The organism is Corallococcus terminator (genome assembly GCF_049194865.1).
Lineage (GTDB): Bacteria > Myxococcota > Myxococcia > Myxococcales > Myxococcaceae > Myxococcus > Myxococcus terminator_A.
Window position 1 is genome coordinate 1 of the sequence record NZ_JBLZWL010000032.1, and the last position, 18,437, is coordinate 18,437.

Annotated in this window: 13 protein-coding genes; 5 read left to right on the forward strand and 8 right to left on the reverse strand. The window is 63.4% G+C overall.

The features are described from left to right. Nucleotides 1–241: 241 nt before the first annotated feature. The 3 genes from ACN469_RS12815 to ACN469_RS12825 form a co-directional block, all read right to left on the reverse strand. The gene (locus tag ACN469_RS12815; RefSeq protein ID WP_498767575.1) at nt 242–1,357 is read right to left on the reverse strand and encodes an SPFH domain-containing protein; all 1,116 of its coding nucleotides are present in this window, start codon (nt 1,355–1,357) and stop codon (nt 242–244) included. After that, a complete protein-coding gene (locus ACN469_RS12820; protein ID WP_498767577.1) occupies nt 1,357–1,845 on the reverse strand; it encodes an NfeD family protein in 489 nt (162 codons plus the stop codon). The genes ACN469_RS12815 and ACN469_RS12820 overlap by 1 nt, the downstream gene beginning before the upstream one ends. Nucleotides 1,846–1,948: 103 nt before the next feature. Continuing rightward, nucleotides 1,949–2,605 carry a hypothetical protein gene (locus ACN469_RS12825; RefSeq protein WP_498767579.1) on the reverse strand — a complete coding sequence of 219 codons (657 nt, stop codon included), beginning with the start codon at nt 2,603–2,605 and terminating at the stop codon, nt 1,949–1,951. 343 nt (nt 2,606–2,948) lie between these two features. On the opposite strand from ACN469_RS12825, the gene ACN469_RS12830 reads away from it, so the two are divergent. Next, nucleotides 2,949–5,975: an error-prone DNA polymerase gene (locus ACN469_RS12830; RefSeq protein ID WP_498767581.1), complete on the forward strand. Its 3,027-nt coding sequence runs from the start codon at nt 2,949–2,951 to the stop codon at nt 5,973–5,975. A 33-nt stretch (nt 5,976–6,008) separates the two neighbouring features. On the opposite strand, the gene ACN469_RS12835 is transcribed toward ACN469_RS12830, so the two are convergent. Continuing rightward, nucleotides 6,009–6,602: a hypothetical protein gene (locus ACN469_RS12835; protein WP_498767583.1), complete on the reverse strand. Its 594-nt coding sequence runs from the start codon at nt 6,600–6,602 to the stop codon at nt 6,009–6,011. A 207-nt stretch (nt 6,603–6,809) separates the two neighbouring features. Here ACN469_RS12835 and ACN469_RS12840 point away from each other — a divergent pair, with 207 nt between their 5' ends. Then, complete coding sequence (locus ACN469_RS12840) at nt 6,810–8,396, forward strand: IS1182 family transposase (protein ID WP_498765577.1); 1,587 nt, start codon at nt 6,810–6,812, stop codon at nt 8,394–8,396. 1 nt (nt 8,397) lies between these two features. On the opposite strand, the gene ACN469_RS12845 is transcribed toward ACN469_RS12840, so the two are convergent. Together ACN469_RS12845 and ACN469_RS12850 are read right to left on the reverse strand one after the other, a co-directional pair. Further along, a complete protein-coding gene (locus tag ACN469_RS12845; protein WP_498767585.1) occupies nt 8,398–9,564 on the reverse strand; it encodes a hypothetical protein in 1,167 nt (388 codons plus the stop codon). A gap of 124 nt (nt 9,565–9,688) precedes the next feature. Beyond that, entirely contained in the window at nt 9,689–11,719 is a 2,031-nt protein-coding gene (locus tag ACN469_RS12850; RefSeq protein ID WP_498767587.1) for an NACHT domain-containing protein, read from the reverse strand. A 968-nt stretch (nt 11,720–12,687) separates the two neighbouring features. Here ACN469_RS12850 and ACN469_RS12855 point away from each other — a divergent pair. Beyond that, nucleotides 12,688–13,842 (forward strand): right-handed parallel beta-helix repeat-containing protein, encoded by a 1,155-nt coding sequence (locus tag ACN469_RS12855; RefSeq protein ID WP_498767589.1) that lies wholly within the window; start codon nt 12,688–12,690, stop codon nt 13,840–13,842. A 297-nt stretch (nt 13,843–14,139) separates the two neighbouring features. Then, nucleotides 14,140–15,009: a hypothetical protein gene (locus ACN469_RS12860; protein ID WP_498767591.1), complete on the forward strand. Its 870-nt coding sequence runs from the start codon at nt 14,140–14,142 to the stop codon at nt 15,007–15,009. A gap of 60 nt (nt 15,010–15,069) precedes the next feature. On the opposite strand, the gene ACN469_RS12865 is transcribed toward ACN469_RS12860, so the two are convergent. After that, nucleotides 15,070–16,173, reverse strand: coding sequence for a class I SAM-dependent methyltransferase (locus tag ACN469_RS12865; protein ID WP_498767593.1), 1,104 nt, complete (start codon nt 16,171–16,173; stop codon nt 15,070–15,072). Between the two features lie 125 nt (nt 16,174–16,298). Continuing rightward, the gene (locus ACN469_RS12870; RefSeq protein WP_498767595.1) at nt 16,299–16,478 is read right to left on the reverse strand and encodes a hypothetical protein; all 180 of its coding nucleotides are present in this window, start codon (nt 16,476–16,478) and stop codon (nt 16,299–16,301) included. A gap of 171 nt (nt 16,479–16,649) precedes the next feature. Between ACN469_RS12870 and ACN469_RS12875 the strand changes: the two genes are divergently transcribed. Next, nucleotides 16,650–18,434, forward strand: a complete 1,785-nt coding sequence (locus ACN469_RS12875; RefSeq protein WP_498767597.1) for a DUF8689 domain-containing protein — start codon at nt 16,650–16,652, stop codon at nt 18,432–18,434. Nucleotides 18,435–18,437 lie beyond the last annotated feature (3 nt).

The window sequence follows — 18,437 nt, forward strand, 5'->3', positions numbered from 1 at the left end:
TGCGAGCTCCTGAATCCAGGGCGCGAGCCAGCCCAAGGGGCGGCCCTGCGCGGGGAGGCCAAAAGACCTGGGACTCAGCGGCTCAGCATCAAGGGTGCGTCAACCTCGCGTAGGGAGGGGGTGTCAGGCCCTCCGGTGGATACGTGCGCTGAAATCTATGGCGTGCGCCGGGGCGGATTGCAACCCCGTCTTGCTCACAGGCCTGCCTGGACGGCGAGCAAGACGGGTTCCGGACAGCGGACTACTCGTCCTGCCCGGAGGGAGGACGGGGACGACGCGCCTGCGGAGCGCTGGCGCCCGTGAGGGTGGCGGGCTCGGCGAGCACGTTGCTCCGGGCGATGCTCTGGGCGCTCAGGGACGCCGCGGTGGGCACGGGACGCGCCTGGGGCGCGGGGCGCGGGGCCTCGTCGTCCTTGGCGAAGAAGACGTCCTTGATGACGGAGATGGCGCCCAGGGTGGCGGTGGCCTCGTAGGGGATGAACATCTTGTTGTCACCCTTGCCAATCTCCTGGAGGGTCTCCATGTAGCGCAGCGCGAGCACCTCCGGGGTGGCGCGGCCGCTGTGGATGGCCTCGAAGGTGAGGCGCGTGGCCTCGGCCTTGCCTTCGGCCTCCAGCATGGTGGCGCGCTTGTGGCCCTCGGCGCGGGCGACCTCCGCGTCACGCTCGCCCTCGGCCTGGAGGATGCGAGAGATCTTCTGGCCTTCGGCCTGGAGGATGGCGGCGGCCTTGTCGCCCTCGGCCTTCGTCACCTCGGCGCGACGCTCACGCTCGGCGGTCATCTGCTTGGCCATGGCGGACTTGATGGCCTGGGGCGGCTCGATTTCGCGCAGCTCCACGCGCGTCACCTTCACGCCCCACTTCTCCGTGGCCTCGTCCAGCACCATGCGCAGCCGGGTGTTCACCGTCTCGCGGCTGGTGAGCGTCTGGTCCAACGTCAGGCTGCCCATGACGTTGCGCAGGTTCGTCATGGTGAGCTGCTCGATGGCCAGCGCCAGGTTCTCCACTTGGTACAGCGCCTTCGCGGGGTCGACGATCTGGTAGTAGATGACCGAGCCGACCTCCATGTTGACGTTGTCGTGGGTGATGACCTGCACCGTCTCGAAGCCCATGACCTGCTCGCGCAGGTCCACCATGGTGCTGCGCATGTAGCGGTTGCCCGTGCGCATCTCGATGGGGCGGGGGCTGTCGAGGAACGGGATGAGGAGGTTGAGCCCGCTGGTGGCGACGCCGTGGAACTTGCCCAGCCGCTCCACCACCATGACCTTGGCCTGGGGAACGATGCGGACGCAGGTGTACAGCACGAAGCCCGCGAGCCCCACGAGGGCGGCGACAATCACAAAGGTCAGTGGATCCATCAGACTTTCTCCTGGTTCTGTTCCGCCGCGGGAACCGACAACGTCGCCGAAGGGCGGCGCACCCAAAGCTTGAGTCCCTCGACCTGCTCCACGGTGACGAGCTCCCCTTGGGGGATGGCGCCGGACAGCGAGCGGGCCGTCCACAGCTCGCCGTTGATGCGCACCGTGCCCCCGTGAGGCCCTTCAATGGACTCCATCACCACCGCCTCCTGCCCCACCATGGCCTCGACCCCCGTCTTCAAATGCGAAGCGTTCCGCATGAAAACGTTTTTGAACAGGGTGCGCGAGGCGGCGAACAGGCCGACGGAGACGGTAGCGAAGATCGCCACCTGGAGGAAGAAGGTCAGTCCGAGGCCCGCGGCGAGCGAGGAGACGAGCGCCCCCACCGCGAACCACACGAGCCCGAAGCCCGCCAGCTTGATTTCCAGTCCGCCGCAGACGAGGGCGGCGACGATCCAGAGCTGCCAGGCGGCGGGAGTCAGGTCCATGAAGTTCTCTTTGTCAGCCGGTTCACCGTCCTGTCAAACGCGGACGGGCGGAGTCGAAAGGACTGAACGACTTCATGGGGGTACGCCGGAGGGGCGTGGGCGCCTACTTCGTGCGGAACAGCTCCCGCGTCTCGACGATGGGCTGCTGGCCGCCGATGGTCCGGGTGAAGAGCAGGCGCTGTGGGATGCCACCGCTGTCGCAGTCCAGGGCGTCCAGGGCCAGGGTCTCCTTGAAGACGAGGGTGTGGCTGGTGGGCTTGTTGGGCCGCGAGGTGGTCTTCTCGATGCCTCCGGTGCGGGGTAGCTCCTGGGGTCGGGTGGCGTAGGTCTTCGCGGGCCGCCGCGTCACGATGAACTCCACCTTGGCGGGCTCCCGGTCCAGGTTGAGCAGGTAGCTGCTGGTGTCCTTGTGGCTGGGGCCCACGGTGTCGGGGGTGAGGCTGTCGAACTGCACCAGCGTCTCCGCCTGGTAGACCCCTCTCGCGTCGCGCTGGAAGCGGACGGTGAGCGTGTAGTTGTTCTTGAGCAGGGCGTCATTGGCCATGCGAGTCAATGGGTCCTTGAGCTGCTCGTCGGTGAGGGGTGTCTGCCATTCCTTGAACACACGGCCCTTGTAGGTGCCCAGGTACAGCTCGCGATTCATGCCGCAGGGGGTGCTCTTGCGCGAGGCGGCCTGCGTCTCGCCGCCCGGGAGAAGCAGGGTGGACGCCAGGAACAGGGTGAAGGGAAGGGCGAAGCGGATGAGGCCGTGCAAGGACATACGTCCTCCTCGTCGACAGAGGTGGTGTGGCGACATGGGCCGATGCCGCCCGTTGTGATGGGCGCGTCCCGGAAACAGGCGCGCCGAGCGGTCAACGACGGTAGGCACCGAGCGCTCTATCGACAGTGATTCTCAGGAGTTGAGCGTTGCTGCGCGGACACGGAAGCAATGTCTGGAGATGGCATGTCTGGGTTTGGACGCGCGGCTCGGACGGCGGGCTGTCCGGAAACGTCGGCGGTGCGTCGGGGCCCGGTGCGCTTTGCCTCAACCCACGAAGTCACCCGGTGGCTGAACGAAGATCCGACCTAGCGCCTGAACGCCCGATCAGTGTCTTGATCGGGGTGTGGACTACGCCGAACTCGTGTGTCGCTCCAACTTCTCGTTCCTGCGCGGCGCCTCGCATCCGGAGGAGCTGGTGCTCACGGCCTCGCGGCTGGGGCTGAGCGCGCTGGCGCTGACGGACGCGGATGGGTTGTACGGGGCGGTGAAGGCCCACCTCGCCGCGAAGGAGCACGGCCTGCGGCTCATCCTCGGGGCGGAGCTGACGCTGGAGGACGGGCCTCCGGTGGTGGTGTACGCGGCGGACTCGGGGGGCTATTCGAACCTGTGCGCGCTGGTGTCGCGCAGCCGGATGACGCACCCGAAGGGGGAGGCGGGGCTGCCGTGGCGGGCGCTGGCGGAGCGCTCGAGCGGGCTGCTCGCGCTGTTGCCGGAGCCGGCGCCCATCGAGCGGGTGGCGCCGCTGGCGGAGGCGTTCCCGGAGCGCTTCCACGTCGGGCTGTGTCGGACGTTGTCGGCGGGGGACTCGGCGCGGGAGGCGCGCGCGGAGGTGCTGGCGCGGGAGCTGGGGGTGCCGCTGGTGGTGCACAACGACGTGCACACGCACCACCGACGACGTCAGCCGCTCCAGGACGTGCTGAGCGCGGTGCGGCACGGGACGACGGTGGACCAGGCGGGGACGCGGCTGTGGCCCAACGAGGAGCGGACGCTGAAGGGGCCCGGGGAGATGGCGCGGCTGTTCGCGGACCGGCCGGAGGCGCTGGAGAGGACGGTGGAGCTGGCGTCGCGCTGTCGGGCCTCGCTGGATGACCTGCGCTACCGCTTCCCGGAGGAGGACCTGCCCCACGGGCGGACGGCGGACGAGCACCTGAGGGCGCTGACGTACGAGGGGCTCGGGGTGCGCTACCCGGCGGGCGTGCCGCCGGAGGTGGTGAAGCAGATAGAGCACGAGCTGCGACTCATCGCCGCGCTGGACTTCGCGGGCTACTTCCTGTCGCTGTGGGACATCATCGGCTTCGCGCGGCGGCGAGGGATTCTGTGTCAGGGGCGGGGGAGCGCGGCGAACTCGGCGGTCTGCTACGCGCTGCAGATTACGGCCATCGACCCGGTGCGGATGGGGTTGTTGTTCGAGCGCTTCCTGAGCATGGCGCGCAAGGAGCCGCCGGACATCGACGTGGACTTCGAGCACGAGCGGCGCGAGGAGGTGCTCCAGTACGTCTACGAGAAGCACGGGCGCCACCGGGCGGGGATGGTGTGCGAGGTCATCTGCTATCGCGGGCGGCTGGCGCTGCGGGAGGCGGGCAAGGCGCTGGGGCTGTCCCTGGACCAGGTGGACCGGCTGTCGAAGGTCTCCGCGGCGCACGGGTTCCAGGTGACGCCGGAGGTCCTGTTGGAGGCCGGGCTGTCCGCGTTCGACCGGCGGGTGCAGCGGACGTTGTCCGTGGCGGCGGAGCTGGAGGGCGTTCCCAGACATCTGTCCATCCACGTGGGCGGGTTCGTGATGACGCGGGAGCCGCTGACGGAGCTGGTGCCCGTGGAGAACGCGGCCATGGCGGGGCGGACGGTCATCCAGTGGGAGAAGGATGACATCAACTCGATTGGATTGTTGAAGGTGGACCTGCTGGCGCTGGGGATGTTGACGGCGCTGTCGAAGTGCTTCGCGCTGATTCGCGAGCACCACGGGCGGGAGCTGTCGCTGGCGACGATTCCAGCGGAGGACCCGAAGGTCTACGACATGTTGTGCGAGGCGGACACCGTGGGGGTGTTTCAAATCGAGAGCCGGGCGCAGATGAACATGCTGCCCCGGTTGAAGCCGAGGACGTTCTACGACCTGGTGGTGGAGATTGCCCTCATCCGCCCGGGGCCGATTGTCGGGAACATGGTGCACCCCTTCCTGCGCAGGAGGAACGGCGAGGAGACGGTGGTGTACCCGAGCGAGGCGGTGCGGGAGATATTGGGCAAGACGCTGGGGGTGCCGCTCTTCCAGGAGCAGGCGATGAAGCTGGCGATGGTGGCGGCGGGCTTCTCCGCGGAGGAGGCGGATGGGCTGCGGCGGGTGCTGAGCCACAAGCGCGCGGAGTCGATGCTGTTGCAGTACCGGGGACGCTTCGTGGAGGGGTGTCTGTCGCGGGGGTATGCGCGGGCGCAAGCGGAGGAGTGGTTCGACAACTTCCGGGGCTTCGCGCACTACGGCTTCCCGGAGAGTCACTCGGCGAGCTTCGCGCTGATTGCGTATGCGTCCAGTTGGCTGAAGTGTCACTACCCGGCGGCCTTCACGACGGCGCTGCTGAACTCGCAGCCCATGGGCTTCTACGCGCCGCACACGCTGGTGGCGGACGTGCAGCGGCACGGGGTGGAGGTGCGGCCGGTGGACGTGCGGTGCTCGCGCTGGGACTGCACGCTGGAGGATGGGGGGAAGGCGCTGCGGCTGGGGCTGCGGATGGTGAAGGGGCTGGGTGAGGCCGCGGGACGCAGGGTGGAGGCGGGGCGAGGGGAGGGCTACACGGACGTGGGGAGCCTGGCACGGCGGGCGCGAATTCCCCGGCACGAGCTGACGCGGCTGGCGCTGGCGGGGGCGCTGGGGTCGCTCTGTGGCTCACGTCGCAAGGCGCTGTGGGACATCCAGGCGCTGGGGCCGCTGGACTCGGATGACCTGTTCTTCGGGATGTCGATGGACGGCACGGAGGTGGCGCTGCCGTCGATGGATGTGTTCGCCCGTGTCTGCGCGGACTACGACACGGTGGGGCTGTCGCTGGAGAAGCACCCGCTGGAGCTGCTGCGGCCCACGCTGAAGAAGCTGGGGGCGGTGACGGCGGAGGGACTGAAGCAGGTGTCCTCGGGGAGGACGGTGTCGGTGGGCGGGATGATGATCTGCCGACAGCGGCCTCCGACGGCGCGGGGGATGTGCTTCATCTCGCTGGAGGACGAGACTGGGATTGCGAACCTGGTGGTGCCTCCGGATGTGTATGAGCGGTGCCGCAAGGAGATCCACGGCGCCTTGTTCATCGTGGGGCAGGGCGTGCTGGAGCGCTCGGGGAAGGTGACGAACGTGAAGACGAAGTTCGTCCAATCCCTGGTGCTCCTCCAGTAGGGGCGTCGCTGAGTGGCTGTCTCTGTCCAGATTTCAATCTTCCTCCTGGAGCCAAGTTGATTGCGCCCCAACGGAGGTTATTGGCGCATATGAACGCTCTCTCATGCGACCAAGGACAGTGGCCCAGAATCCAACTGGAGACGTCGGCTGAGCTGCCAGCAGCGAGTTGATTAAGTGTCTTGTGCTTGGAGACAAATCATCGCTGCTTAAAATGCCAACTGCGAGCGCAACCAGTGGCCCCATCTGTGCGTAGCCGAGAGCGACATCGGGGTAGAGTGCCATGTGGCTCGCCGCGATGTGTGCGCCGCCGTCTGGGTGCAGCATTGCCAATACAGAGGCCGAGGCTCGTACTGCTTGGGCGCGTTTGCTGTCGGCCACAATGATGTCGAGATCATTTATGCTGGGAATGATTTGGCATACGGTGCGTGAGCAACTCTCTTTGGCGGAGAGGATCGCAATAGAACCATTGGGCAATGAAGAAAGGTTTTCGATGTGGCGTGGGCGTTCGTCGGCATGATGAGAAATTACGGAGTTCAGCATGTACGGAAGCAAAGAAGCCTCGAACGGCAATGCGAGCGTTGTTGGGTTTGGCTTAATTGCCTCGCCATGATCCATCCAGAAGTCCATGGAGCTAGTCGAATTTATTAGACAGAGTTTCTTCCTGACGGAGTGGCCGCCATCAGGCATCGTCTTGAAGAGCGCCCCCCATTGGAGAGGGAATGGAATTCCTAGAGCGCCGATCAGGAATCAGCCCGAGGAAAATCGATCGCTTACGAGCACGGTCGACGCGGGCTGTCGCCGAGTGCTCAGGTCACCTCCTCACGGAGGTGCCACTTGGACCGATGGAAGCCCACGATGGAGTGCAGTGCCCGCGAGCAGAAGCTCCTGAAGCTCGCCGGCAAGAGTCGGAAGCTCTTCGTCTTTCTGCGCGAGCACCGGCACGAGTTGTTCGACGACGCTTTTCAGGCCGAGTTGGAGTCGATGTATCGACAGACGGGCCAGGGTGAAGCCGCGCAGCCGCCTGCGCTGATGTGCATGGGCCTGTTGCTACAGGCCTACCTGCAGACTTCCGATGCGGAAGCGGTGCGTCTGTCGGCGAGCGACCGCTGCTGGCGGTTGGTTCTCGGAACGCTCGATGATGAAGAAGACGCGCCCGCGTTTTCGCAGGGCGGGCTGCAGCAGTTCCGCGAGCGCCTCATCGCGCACGAGATGGACCGTCGGCTGCTCGAGCACACCGTCGAGGTGGCGAAGCGGACGAAGGGGTTCGATTCGAAAAAGACGCCGAAGACGTTGCGAGTGGGGGTCGACAGCCGCCCTTTAGAGGGAGCCGGGCGGGTTGAGGACACCATCAACCTGCTCGGCCACGCAGGCCGCAAGGTGGCCGAGTGCATGGCGCTCGCGCTCGGCACTGACGTCGAGGAGGTGTGTCAGCAGGCCGATGCGCCGTTGCTGAGGGCCAGCAGCATCAAGGCCGGCCTCGACATCGACTGGAGTGCGCCCGACGCGAAGCTCGACGCACTCAATCGCCTGTGCCGACAACTCGACCGCCTCATGGCCTGGGTGGCGAAGCAGTCGAAGTCGTGCGTCGAGGCGCCGCTGACGCGTTACATCGAAGCGCTCGCGCAGGTGCGCGAACAGGACCTCGAGCCTCGCCCCGAAGGAGGCGTTCAGATTCGACAAGGCGTGGCAGCCGACAGGCGCATCTCCATCGAGGACGCCGACATGCGCCACGGGCGTAAGAGCAAGAGCAAGCGCTTCAATGGCTACAAGCAGCACGTCGGCATCGACCTCGACACCGAGCTCGTGGTGGCCTGCGCCGTGTCACCCGCCAACCGCCCCGAAGACGAGGCGACGGACGCACTGCAGGAAGACATGGCCCACCAGGACCTCTATCCCGACGTTCTGCTCGTCGACAGGGCATACCTCAACAGCACGATGGCCGAGGACGTGCTGGCCAGCGGCGGCGACCTCGTCTGCCGGCCGTGGCGAGGAGCCAGCGCGAAGCCGGGACTGTTCGGCAAGCGCGACTTCAAAGTGAACATCCGCGACGGTACCCTCACGTGCCCCGCGGGTGAGGTGGAGCCCTTCGAGCCCGGCGCCGTCGTGCACTTCGACCCGGAAGCCTGCGGACCGTGCAAGCTGCGCCCCAGTTGTACCCAGGCCGCATCCGGTAAGGGGCGCAGCGTCACGATGGGCGATGACGAGCGGCTCCAGCATCGCCTTCGCTCACTTCTGCAGTCGCGCGCGGGCCGCGCACAACTCCGCGAGCGGGTCGGCGTCGAGCATCGCCTGGCTCATCTCGCCAACCGCCAGGGTCCGAAGGCCCGTTACCGAGGCACGCGCCGCAACCTCTTTGACCTCAGGCGACTCTCGGTCGTCCAAAACCTTGAGGTCGCCGCGCGCTTCCAGCTCGCGGCGTGACCTAACCTGTTCGGCGCTCTAGGATGACTTCCGGATTGTTATTAATGGTAAGCGCGATGGCTTCTAAGCAGTCGGGATGGTCCAGGCGTTCTTGTTGCTCGGTCGGGTAGGCATGTCGTTTTGTCCAAATGGACAGGGCAGCTGCCGGGTAGTCATTGGCCAGCTTGACAAAGTCGGATGGCGTGCCGCTATTTCGCGAGGCTTGATTGAGAGAGACATCTAGGCCCACGTGTCGTCTCAGTGGAATCCTCCCGATTCGATGCTCTCTTAGTGAAATGGCGAAATCTTCACTCGAGAGGGCAGCTAATTCATTCATGACTCGGGTTGGACTTGTTTCGAGACTGCTAGGAATCGGAACGCACGACTGTATTTGATAGGGCGCGACGTTTAGGAGGTCCCAGTCGTCGCGTATACGATTCAGTATGTACTTTAGGGACGCCTGATCTTGGAATATCGCCCAGGTCAATAGGTTGCGCGCGTACTCAATCGCGCCCGATAGCTTGATGGGGCGAACTCGCTGTGCCAGCTCCGTGAAGGGGGGAATGGCGAATCCATGTGGCGCAAGGGTTCGTGCTGTTGCCCAGCCGTATTCGTGAGTTTGAAAGTCAATCCGGCCGGGTTCTACGCGCCGCATCAGAATGGCTCTGAATAGATCTGCTGCTTCGTTGCTCGTCCGTTTTCTCAGGTCCCGTTCGACTTGAGTTGCCCAGCGGGTCTCTCCGCCGTGAACAAGGAAAAAAAGCAGCATGTGGGGAGGCTTAGTGAATTGGTCGGCTTGTAGAATCGTCGATATGTATTCGACTTGCCAGTTCGCCAAGTCCTCAGTTTCGCTTTGCAGGTCCAGTGCTGCCAACACCTGTTCTTGAATGTTTATGGCTGTGTTTTTGAGCCAGTGTAGATAAGTTGCAAGACGAGGATCGCTATCCCCAAGCTTGAGAAACAGGAGACGGCCGGCGCCGATCGCGTCATGAGGAAGTCTCGTGTTGACGTGGTTGATTAGGAGGTCGATCAGCCAATTAAGGGAGGCAGGACTTTTGGTTTGTTGCAGTGGACTGATGCATTCCATGTAGGGACTTGCTGCGATCGGCGTGAGGCGATCCCGAAAAATATTGCGAATGCTCTTGTCGTGTTCGAAAACTCCGTTTTCGATGAGGCGAGCCACAATCATTGCTCCGAGAGACAAGTGCTGACAGAGCGTCCTTCTGTCCTTGTCTCCTTGCCCTTCGTCAAGTTCCTGTAGAACTGTGACGGCTATGCTGAGGTCTGCTTTGCGGTTGTGTTCGACTAGTGCACTAATTAAAAAATGCATTACTTCGCGCCAGTGAGCGTCGCCTGCTATTGTCTCCAGTCGTTTTTGAAGTGCCGCGGGGGGGGATTCCGTCATAGAGAAATTCTGCGGCAAAAAACTCTTGGAGTTGACGTATGTCGAATCTTACTTTTTGGCCATCGTCAGGCGTGCTTATGAGCACTAGCCGTTCTGTGGCTGCCTTCATTGTGGTTTCGACTGTTCGGTCTGTGTCGCCATCTTTCTTCGATGCGACAGTGCTTTTTACTAATTCGCGAAAGCCAGAGCGAGGGAGGCTTGCGTATGCCCCTCCTGCTGTTTCTGCTTGCGCATGAAGTAGGAAGCCAAGTCGATTGTGGATTGTCTTCAGTAGCGGAGCGTCGTCTCGAAGTAGGCTGGCTAGTTGTCGTTCAGGTAGATGGCGATTGGCTTCACGAATGCGAATCACATCGTAAAACTGCTTGTAAAGATCCCACTTTCGTTCAGGCGGACGGCGCCCGCCGCGGACGATGACCGCCATGATATGGGACTGAAGTGGTGTGGTCATTATTTCACGAACAGACACGTTTTTGAGGGCGTCGCTTAGAACGTCGCAGGCGGTGTCTGCTTCGGCTTTTGTGCGGTTGAATCGAATTAGTGGTGTTGCGCATCGAAATGCATCTTGGGCTGTAAGGGGAGTGAGGTCGATTTCGGCGGTGCCTGTTAGTCCATGAAATTGGCCAGAATATCCTTGTGGGCGAGACGTGCAAATGCTTAGGAGATCGCATTCTGCGAGTGTCTGTCTGATGAGGGATTTTACTTCTTTGGCAACTGCATCCTTGATGTCTGCGGGGACCTCATCCAATCCGTCGAAGGCAAAGAAGCAGCTGCGGTTCGCGAGTGCTCGTCTGAGCGTTGCTGGCAGCACAGTTTGTTCAAGCTCTGTAGTCAAGGTGTGAGCTACGTATGTTAGTATTCCTTTTGTCTTTTCAGGAGATTGCTCTCCAATCCATTGGGCGTAATTTTTGAGTTCGATGTATATTGGGATCCGTGGCCGTGTAGGCCATATCGCGCTCCTCTCTGCTTCTTTCTGAATTTCATTGGCGAGGTTGCGAATGGTAGTCGGAAGTTTCCAGTGCGGAGTTGATGCGATTAGTGCGGCTCGCTGTACTTGACAGAAGTACTGGCCGATAGTTGATTTCCCATGGCCTGGGCCGCCCTTGATAAGCCAGATGGGTGCCCTAGATGGATGGCATCTCCATTTATGCCATTCTTCCGATGATGGATCGAGGGGATCGTCTTTGTGGTTCTGGGAGGCGGCCTTGGCGAGCGTTGCGATTGCTGATCCCTTGATGTTGTGAAGGCGAGATCTGAATGGCAGATCTACGAAGATTTGATGGATTCCGGGTCTATTGTCGTCGGTCGAACCTGCTTGTTCGAGTTTTGTGTATTTTTGATGTTCGAGTGCCGGAATTGCAAGTTGCCTTATTATTTGATCTGTCGATGCTCGGTCGTCTTGTAGTTTTTCGTGAAGGTCGGACAGGATTTCGCCAGAGGTAATGAAGTGACCATATCTTTTGGCGACAGCGGGGTGTTGACTAAGGAGATCGAGTATTTTATTGCCACCCCAGATGTGGAATCTCCGTGCCAGTGATGGGCGCGACGTCTTGACCATCTCCATGATTGTGTCGAATGCGCCAGTGCCAGCACGGCCGGATGGGTCGACATTTGTTGCAAAAATCCAGATGTCTGGCCATTTGCGTTTCGTGTTTGGATTTGAGAAGCTGTTGATTTCCTCTCGTATTTGGCTAATTAGCCATTTTTGGGGATTGGTGGAGAGATTGGGTGCGTGAAATTTGGATTGGATGACCCAGGTGCCCGACCATCGCTCTGTTGTGCTTGGGTAGGGGGCCTCTCCTTGAAAATAACCATCACGTCCACCATCTGCGCCTGGGCCGAATGTGCTTAATCCGGATCCCAGTACCTGGATGGCTAGTGAATTGGTCATGTGCTCGAATGTGTGAGGCGTCAGCAGAGCTAGGGAGTATGGATTGTTCAAGTGTGGTGCTCTCTGGTTCCGTTGAGGGATTATTCGGTGGGGCGTTTGTCTCTATCCTATAGGGAAACTGGCGGTCGGGGTATGGCAGTTTGGGTTGGTGTCGACTGTGACCCTTGTTGTCTTGATTCTTCGTGGGTGTTCTTGAACCCAGGCGGGGCATGACGTCAACCCTCAATCAGCGCGAACGGATAGTTGGCGTCCTGTCGGGCATCTAAAGCGTTCTCTTCGTGTGTAGTCCTGTGGAAGCAGCTCTGCTTAGGCCTTGTGATGTAGGATGAGATTGCCGACGTCCAGTGTGTGAGTATTTATCTTGTTCTCTCGCTGCAATACAGCATGAGGACGGTGTGATGGCAGGCGTAGAGGTTTCTATGCATGAGCGACAGCAATGCTAGCTTGGTGGTGTCACGAGGTGCGTCAGGTGATCGGCGTCTTTGCTCATTGCGAAGGTCAAGCATCGTACGTGTGGCACGTCAATCCACTCAAGCGCGCTTCCTGATACTGTTGATCGAAGGGTATTGTCGCATGTTGAGAGTCCCCCGCTTCCATGCCTCTTCCTCACTTCGTGTGGTTCCCTCGAATGAGAAGGGAGACACGGTGAGCTGCCAACCAGGCTTGTCCTGCAGGGAAATCTAGTTTTGGCGCCTGTCGTCACCTACGACCCAGGCGTGCTCCCCTCAGAGATCGCGCGGCGGACCAGCCATTCGCGCAGCTTCCTCCTCGGGGCCCCCTCCACACAAAGTGCGGGAAAGCCACCGAAGAGGGCAACGCTCACTGGAGCGCTCGGGGAAGGTGACGAACGTGAAGACGAAGTTCATCCAATCCCTGGCACGCCCCTGAACAGGCCTGTGTCGGGGAGGCGACTCCCAGTCCCGGGCCTCACTGCACAGCGGTCCCATGCGACTCCATCCTTCCTCACGCCATCCACTGGCGCTTGTAGGCCCATGGCAGGAAGTGGGCAGGAGGTAGGCATGTTCAGGCAGATGCTCGGAATGGTCACGGTGTTGGGTACACTGTGGCTTCCCTCTCTTTCCATGGCGGAGGCTCCGCGGGAGTCGACGAGGACGCTCTACGTCGCCAACAACGCGCTGGACAGCGCGACGTGTGGCGCGAAGGCGAACCCGTGTCGCTCCATCAGTCGGGCCATCGCCAACGCCCGGGATGGAGATCGCATCCTCGTCCAGCCCGGCCGCTACGGGGACTTGAACGCCGACGGGGACTTCAGCGACCCCGGTGACGAAGCGGCCGAGGTGCAGACGGGGTGCCGCTGCATGATCCTGATCAACAAGCGGCTCCGGGTCGAGTCGACGGGGGGCGCGCAGGTCACGGTGATCGATGCCGCTGGGGCCGTACTGGATGTCGTCAACATCACCGTGAGCAACGTCGTCTTCGGGGACTATGGGAAGGGGTTTACCCTCACGGGGGCCGGGAAGGTCACTGACGACGATGGAATTGGGCTGGCGGTCCTGGGTGGGCGCAACGTGCGAGTGATTGGGAACATCGCCCAGGGCAACCGGGATGCCGGGTTCACCCTCTTGGGGGATCGCCACACGGTCAGGGACAATGTCGCCACGGGCAATGGGATGGGGTTCTCTATTGGCTCCGGCACGGAGGGGAATACCGTCAAGGAGAACCTCGCCACGAACAACGGCAACGACGAGGTGTACGGCCACGGTTTCATTTCGGGCGGGGGCGGTGACAGGTACGAGGGGAACAAGTCCATCGGCAACAGGGGCATGGGGTTCCTCATCGTCAGCCAGGATGCCTCCGGTTTCGACTTCACGGACAACGAGGCCATCGGGAACCGAGGGGCCGGAATGTGGGTCCAGTTGGGCTCGCAGCTCAAGGTGAGCCGCAACAGCTTCTTCGGAAACCTGGGTGAGAGCGTGGGCGGCTCCTTCCCGGCGGCGCCCAACTGCGGCCTCGCGAACAGCACGGGCAACACGGTCAACGCGGCACGCAACTACTGGGGTGCTTCGAGCGGCCCGGGCCCGGATCCCGCGGATGACGCGGGCCCTGGATCCCTCTGTGATGTGAATGGCACCACCGTGGTCCTGCCCTTCGACTCCACGCCCAACTCGTTGCTCGACTCCTCGGAGCACACCCCGGCGCCCGAAGTGGAGTGAAATCAGGCTTCGTCGAGTAACAGCCAGGGGCCTGATCGAACGGTCAGGGCTCCTGCGCCCAGCCCTCGACTGCTCTCACACTCTCACTGGAAGTATGAGACACCGTGGGATTCATGCTTCACATCTGCGTGGATCTCTGCCATGGGTCGGGTCTGATCGCCTGGGGCCGATTGAACCCAGATCACGCGAAATCCGCGAATATTGCAGTCCGGTTGCGATATTTCTGGGGCGCTGGATATAGTTCGCGTGGAATTGGATATGAAAATCAGCACACCTGGTGCGTCCCGGACCCACTTCATGGAACGAGCATCCCGAACGGTGACCCAGGTGGCGCGACCTGTCCTTCGCTCCGTGCTTCACGAGGCGTTGGAGAGTCAGACCGGGGGTGAGGTGGTGGTGAAGTCGACCACCATCTCGGGTCGCATCTTCGTCGTGGAGCAGAAGGTGGCCTGGGCGGTCCTGAACGGCCCTGGGGTCCAGAACTTCTCGTCGGTGTTGATCCAGCAGCAGCTGGTCAGCCGGGACGATGTCGAGCAGGTCATGTCGGAGTGCCGCAAGAACGGAGGCAACTTCTGCGAGGTGCTGGTGGCGTGGGGCCTGGTTCCCCGTGACACGCTCCGAGATCTGCTTCGTGGCCACATGGCGAGCCACCTGGACGTCCTGCTGTCGCTCCCGGACGCCCAGGCCCTCTTCGTTCCCCAGCCGCGTACCTACTCCAGCCAGCTGACGTTCAGCCTTGAAGAGCTGACCTCGCCTGCCGCGCAGCACTCCACCCACCCCCCAGCCGAAAGAGAAGTCATGCCGAACGTGAAGCAATCCCTGGATGAGACACTGAAGATCGAAGGCGCCTTCGCGGCCTGTCTGGTGGATGCGAAGAGCGGAATGTGTCTGGGCAGCCAGGGCGGCACCGCGACGTTCAACATCGAGACGGCCGCAGCGGCCAACACCGAGGTCGTCCGGGCCAAGCTCAAGGCGATGACCGTGCTGGGCATCAAGGACCGCATCGAGGACATCCTCATCACCCTGGGCGAGCAGTACCACATCATCCGCCCGCTGGCGTCGCGCGAGGGCCTGTTCTTCTACGTGGCCCTGAGCCGCGCCAACGCGAATCTGGCCATGGCGCGCTTCCGCCTGGCGGAGATCGACAAGGGCCTGCAGCTGACCTGAGTCGTGTGCTTCGGCGCCCGCCGCGTCAGGCGGGCGCCGGACTTCTCCCGGCGCGAGCGCTCAGGCGCGTCGGACCAGCACCACGCCGTCCTGATAGGTGCCGTGGGCATGCTGGACGAATTCCCGAATCTCGAAGAACCGCCCCCATTTCTCGCGGATGTACCCGGTCGTATAGAACGTGTGCATGTTGTGGAACGGCGAGGGCATGTAGCGCAGCACGATGCGGTCGGCGGGCATGTCCTGCTCGAACCACTTGGAGGGCACCGGGTTGGTCGCTGACTCCAGGCTCCGGTACGGGTGATTCGTGAGGTGCTGACGGATGGGATGCTCGGGGCTCTTCATCCCGTTCCAGGTCCGCTCCGTGTGCAGGGAGATGAAGGCGATTCCTCCCGGCTTGAGGACGCGGCGGAACTCCAGCAGCCAGGACTCCTCGAACTCGTCCATGTGCGTGAAGACCGAGCCACAGAAGACCAGGTCGATGGACGCGTCGGGGATGGGCAGCGACGGGACGACGCTGTTCTGGAAGTAGAAGCCGCGCGGCGGCAGGAACTTGTTCATCCACCGGACGGCGTTCGAATAGATGTCCGTGCCGAACACCTCCGCCTGGGGCGCGTGGGCGATGAAGTGGCGCAGCACCCGACCCGACGAGCAGGCGAAGTCGAGGAACCGGAAGTGTGACTTCGGGTCGACGCCCGAGGACTCGAGCAGCCCGCGCAGGAAGAGGTAGTCGCTCAGGCCGTTGAGCCAGTAGCTGACGTGCTGCTCGCCGAAGTACAGGGCACGGTCATCGGGGCGCGGCAGTGGGGCGGTGTCCGCCGCCACGTAGGCGCGGAGCTGCTCCTCCGAGAGCGCCTGGATCAGCCGCGTCTGGATCGTCCCATCGTCCTCGCCGAAGAGGCCCCGGATGACCTGGAGGATGGGTTGATCTCCGTGGTGCGTGCGCAGCAGCTCGGCCACCGGAGGGAGCGCGTCGCGCAGGGGGCGATCCGGCAGGGTCCACACGGTGAGGTCCTGGACGGGAGCCGCCGCGGGGGCCGCTGGGGGCTCGGACGCGGATACCGGGGTCTCCAGCCAGGGCTCCAACCGATGGATGAAGTTGCGAGCCACGGATTTCACCAGCGGCTTGAGGTGCTGGGTCAGGGCCTTTTGAGTCTGATCGAACATGGCGGGGGGTGGGGCTCGATGTTGAAAAAGGGGGCACTTAAGGCCGTCTCTTCGTGGAATGCAATCTGCTCCATGGGGCGGCGGGCGCTTCCCGTCGGAGCAATTGAAGGCAGGGCCGGGCTCGCCTATTTCCGGAGTGTGTCATTGATTGTCCTGAGGGGCCGCCCGTCGGACCCGGCCAGGCCCGATGAGGAGGCGCCGCGCCCGTACTCCGGCGACACGACGAAGCGGTGGTTCTGGCCGTAGCTGGAGTCCCAGCGGCGGCGGTAGCCCCGGTCCCAGTTCTCGAACCTGGGTCGGTTCAAGGGTGTGGCTCCAGGGTGAGAGTCAGGCCCGTGGTCCGACGGCGCGGCGCTCGGGCCACCTCCTGGACGGAGGCGGGCGCATCCTGTCCGAGCCCCCCGACGCCCGGCTGTCTCGTTGATACCGGGCATTTCGGGTAGGCTCTCCCCTGAACACCCTGGAGCGAGCACCGAATGACCCTGTTCAGGAGGCCGTCCCCGGCCGGCGGGCCGAGCGACGATTCGAGCCGCAGCGCTACTCCCACCGAGACGCCTTCCGTCCCCGATACACCCAGCCACGTCCTCAGCACGCCCCCTCGGCCCCGCACCGGCATGACGGGCTCCGCCCCCTCGCTTCCCCCCGAGCGCCGGCCCGCGCCCCAGCGGCCCGCGCCTCCGTCGGACGAGCCGGAGTTCCCCACCGAGCGCCGCCCCGTGCCCCCCGCTGGGGCCCGCTCACCCCTCCAATCTGGCCCACTGCCTTCCGTCATCGTCTCCAACCAGGAGCGCCGCCCTCCGTCCTCGGCCGCCCCCGGCGCCGAGCGTCGCCCCCAGGCAGCCAGCCCCTCCGCTTCCGCCGGTGGACAGGAGCGGCGGACCATTCCACCCCCGGCGTCCTACGCGGGCCCCGAGCGGCGCACTCCTGGCACCAGCTCCCGGCGCGCCCTGGACCCGAATGCAGGCAGCCAGGAGCGCTTCTGGCCCACCCAACCTCGCAACCTGGAGGAGACCGGCCTGACGGCGACCTTCGTGGAGGAGCTCATCCTCAAGGCGCTCTTCTTCGCCGGTGAGATGCGCGGCATGGACCTGGCCAGCCGCCTCCAGCTCCCCTCGTCCATCATCGACGACCTCATCGAGGGCCTGCGCCGCCAGAAGTACGTGGACATCCGGGGCGGTGGCTCGTCCGGTGTCGGCAAGTCCACGATGATCTACCAGCTCACGACCTTCGTAACGGACGTGCTGCGGCAGATCACCGACCGCAACCGCTACAACGGCCCCGCGCCCGTCTCCTTCCATGAGTACGTCGCGGCGGTGAAGAAGCAGACGGTGCGCGGCAATCGCATCACCCGCGCGCGGATGCAGGACAAGTTCGGCGATCTGGTCATCCGCGACTACATCTACGACGGCATCGGCCCGGCGATGAACTCCGGCCGCGCCATCTTCTTCTACGGCCCGCCCGGCAATGGCAAGACAGCCATCTGCCAGGGCATGGTGAATTGCTTCGAGGGGGACATCTTCATCCCCCACGCCATCCTCATCGACGACTTCGTCGTGAAGGTCTTCGACGCCAACATCCACAAGCCCGTGGAGGACGAAGGGGGCGCTTCGTATGACCGGCGCTGGGTGCGCTGCCGCCGGCCGCTCGTCGTCGTGGGCGGTGAGCTGACGCTGGAGATGCTCGACCTCGTCTACTCGCCGGAGGTGAAGTACTACGAGGCCCCGTTCCAGATGAAGGCCAGCAACGGGATGCTCCTCATCGACGACTTCGGCCGGCAGAAGGTGTCGCCGAAGGACTTGCTCAACCGGTGGATCGTCCCGCTGGAGAGCGACATCGACATGCTCACCCTGCACACCGGCAAGAAGCTGCAGGTGCCCTTCGACGTGTTCGCCGCCTTCTCCACCAACCTGGACCCCAGCGCCCTCGTGGACGACGCCTTCCTGCGCCGCGTCCGCTACAAGCTGGAGGTGCAGCGGCCGGACGAGGAGCAGTTCCACCAGATCTTCGAGATCATGTGCCGCAAGCGGGGCGTGGCCTACAACGCCAACGCCATCGACTACCTCATCGACTCGCACTACCGGCCGACCGACCGCCCCTTCGCCGCCTGCCAGCCCCGAGATCTCCTGGACCAGGTCATCGACATGTCCCACTACCTGGGCCAGGAGCCGAAGCTGGACCCCGCCTTGCTGGACGCCGCCGTGCGCAGCTACTTCGTGCGCTTCGACAAGTCCTCGGAGCCCACCGCGGCCTCCTCGACCTGAGCC

What these genes read in the sequence shown, in the direction of transcription:
- ACN469_RS12815 (WP_498767575.1), bottom strand. Translation starts at nt 1,357, where the DNA reads ATGGATCCACTGACCTTTGTGATTGTCGCCGCCCTCGTGGGGCTCGCG.
- ACN469_RS12865 (WP_498767593.1), bottom strand. Translation starts at nt 16,173, where the DNA reads ATGTTCGATCAGACTCAAAAGGCCCTGACCCAGCACCTCAAGCCGCTG.
- ACN469_RS12825 (WP_498767579.1), bottom strand. Translation starts at nt 2,605, where the DNA reads ATGTCCTTGCACGGCCTCATCCGCTTCGCCCTTCCCTTCACCCTGTTC.
- ACN469_RS12875 (WP_498767597.1), top strand. Translation starts at nt 16,650, where the DNA reads ATGACCCTGTTCAGGAGGCCGTCCCCGGCCGGCGGGCCGAGCGACGAT.
- ACN469_RS12860 (WP_498767591.1), top strand. Translation starts at nt 14,140, where the DNA reads ATGGAACGAGCATCCCGAACGGTGACCCAGGTGGCGCGACCTGTCCTT.
- ACN469_RS12835 (WP_498767583.1), bottom strand. Translation starts at nt 6,602, where the DNA reads ATGGACTTCTGGATGGATCATGGCGAGGCAATTAAGCCAAACCCAACA.
- ACN469_RS12845 (WP_498767585.1), bottom strand. Translation starts at nt 9,564, where the DNA reads ATGATTGTGGCTCGCCTCATCGAAAACGGAGTTTTCGAACACGACAAG.
- ACN469_RS12820 (WP_498767577.1), bottom strand. Translation starts at nt 1,845, where the DNA reads ATGGACCTGACTCCCGCCGCCTGGCAGCTCTGGATCGTCGCCGCCCTC.
- ACN469_RS12855 (WP_498767589.1), top strand. Translation starts at nt 12,688, where the DNA reads ATGTTCAGGCAGATGCTCGGAATGGTCACGGTGTTGGGTACACTGTGG.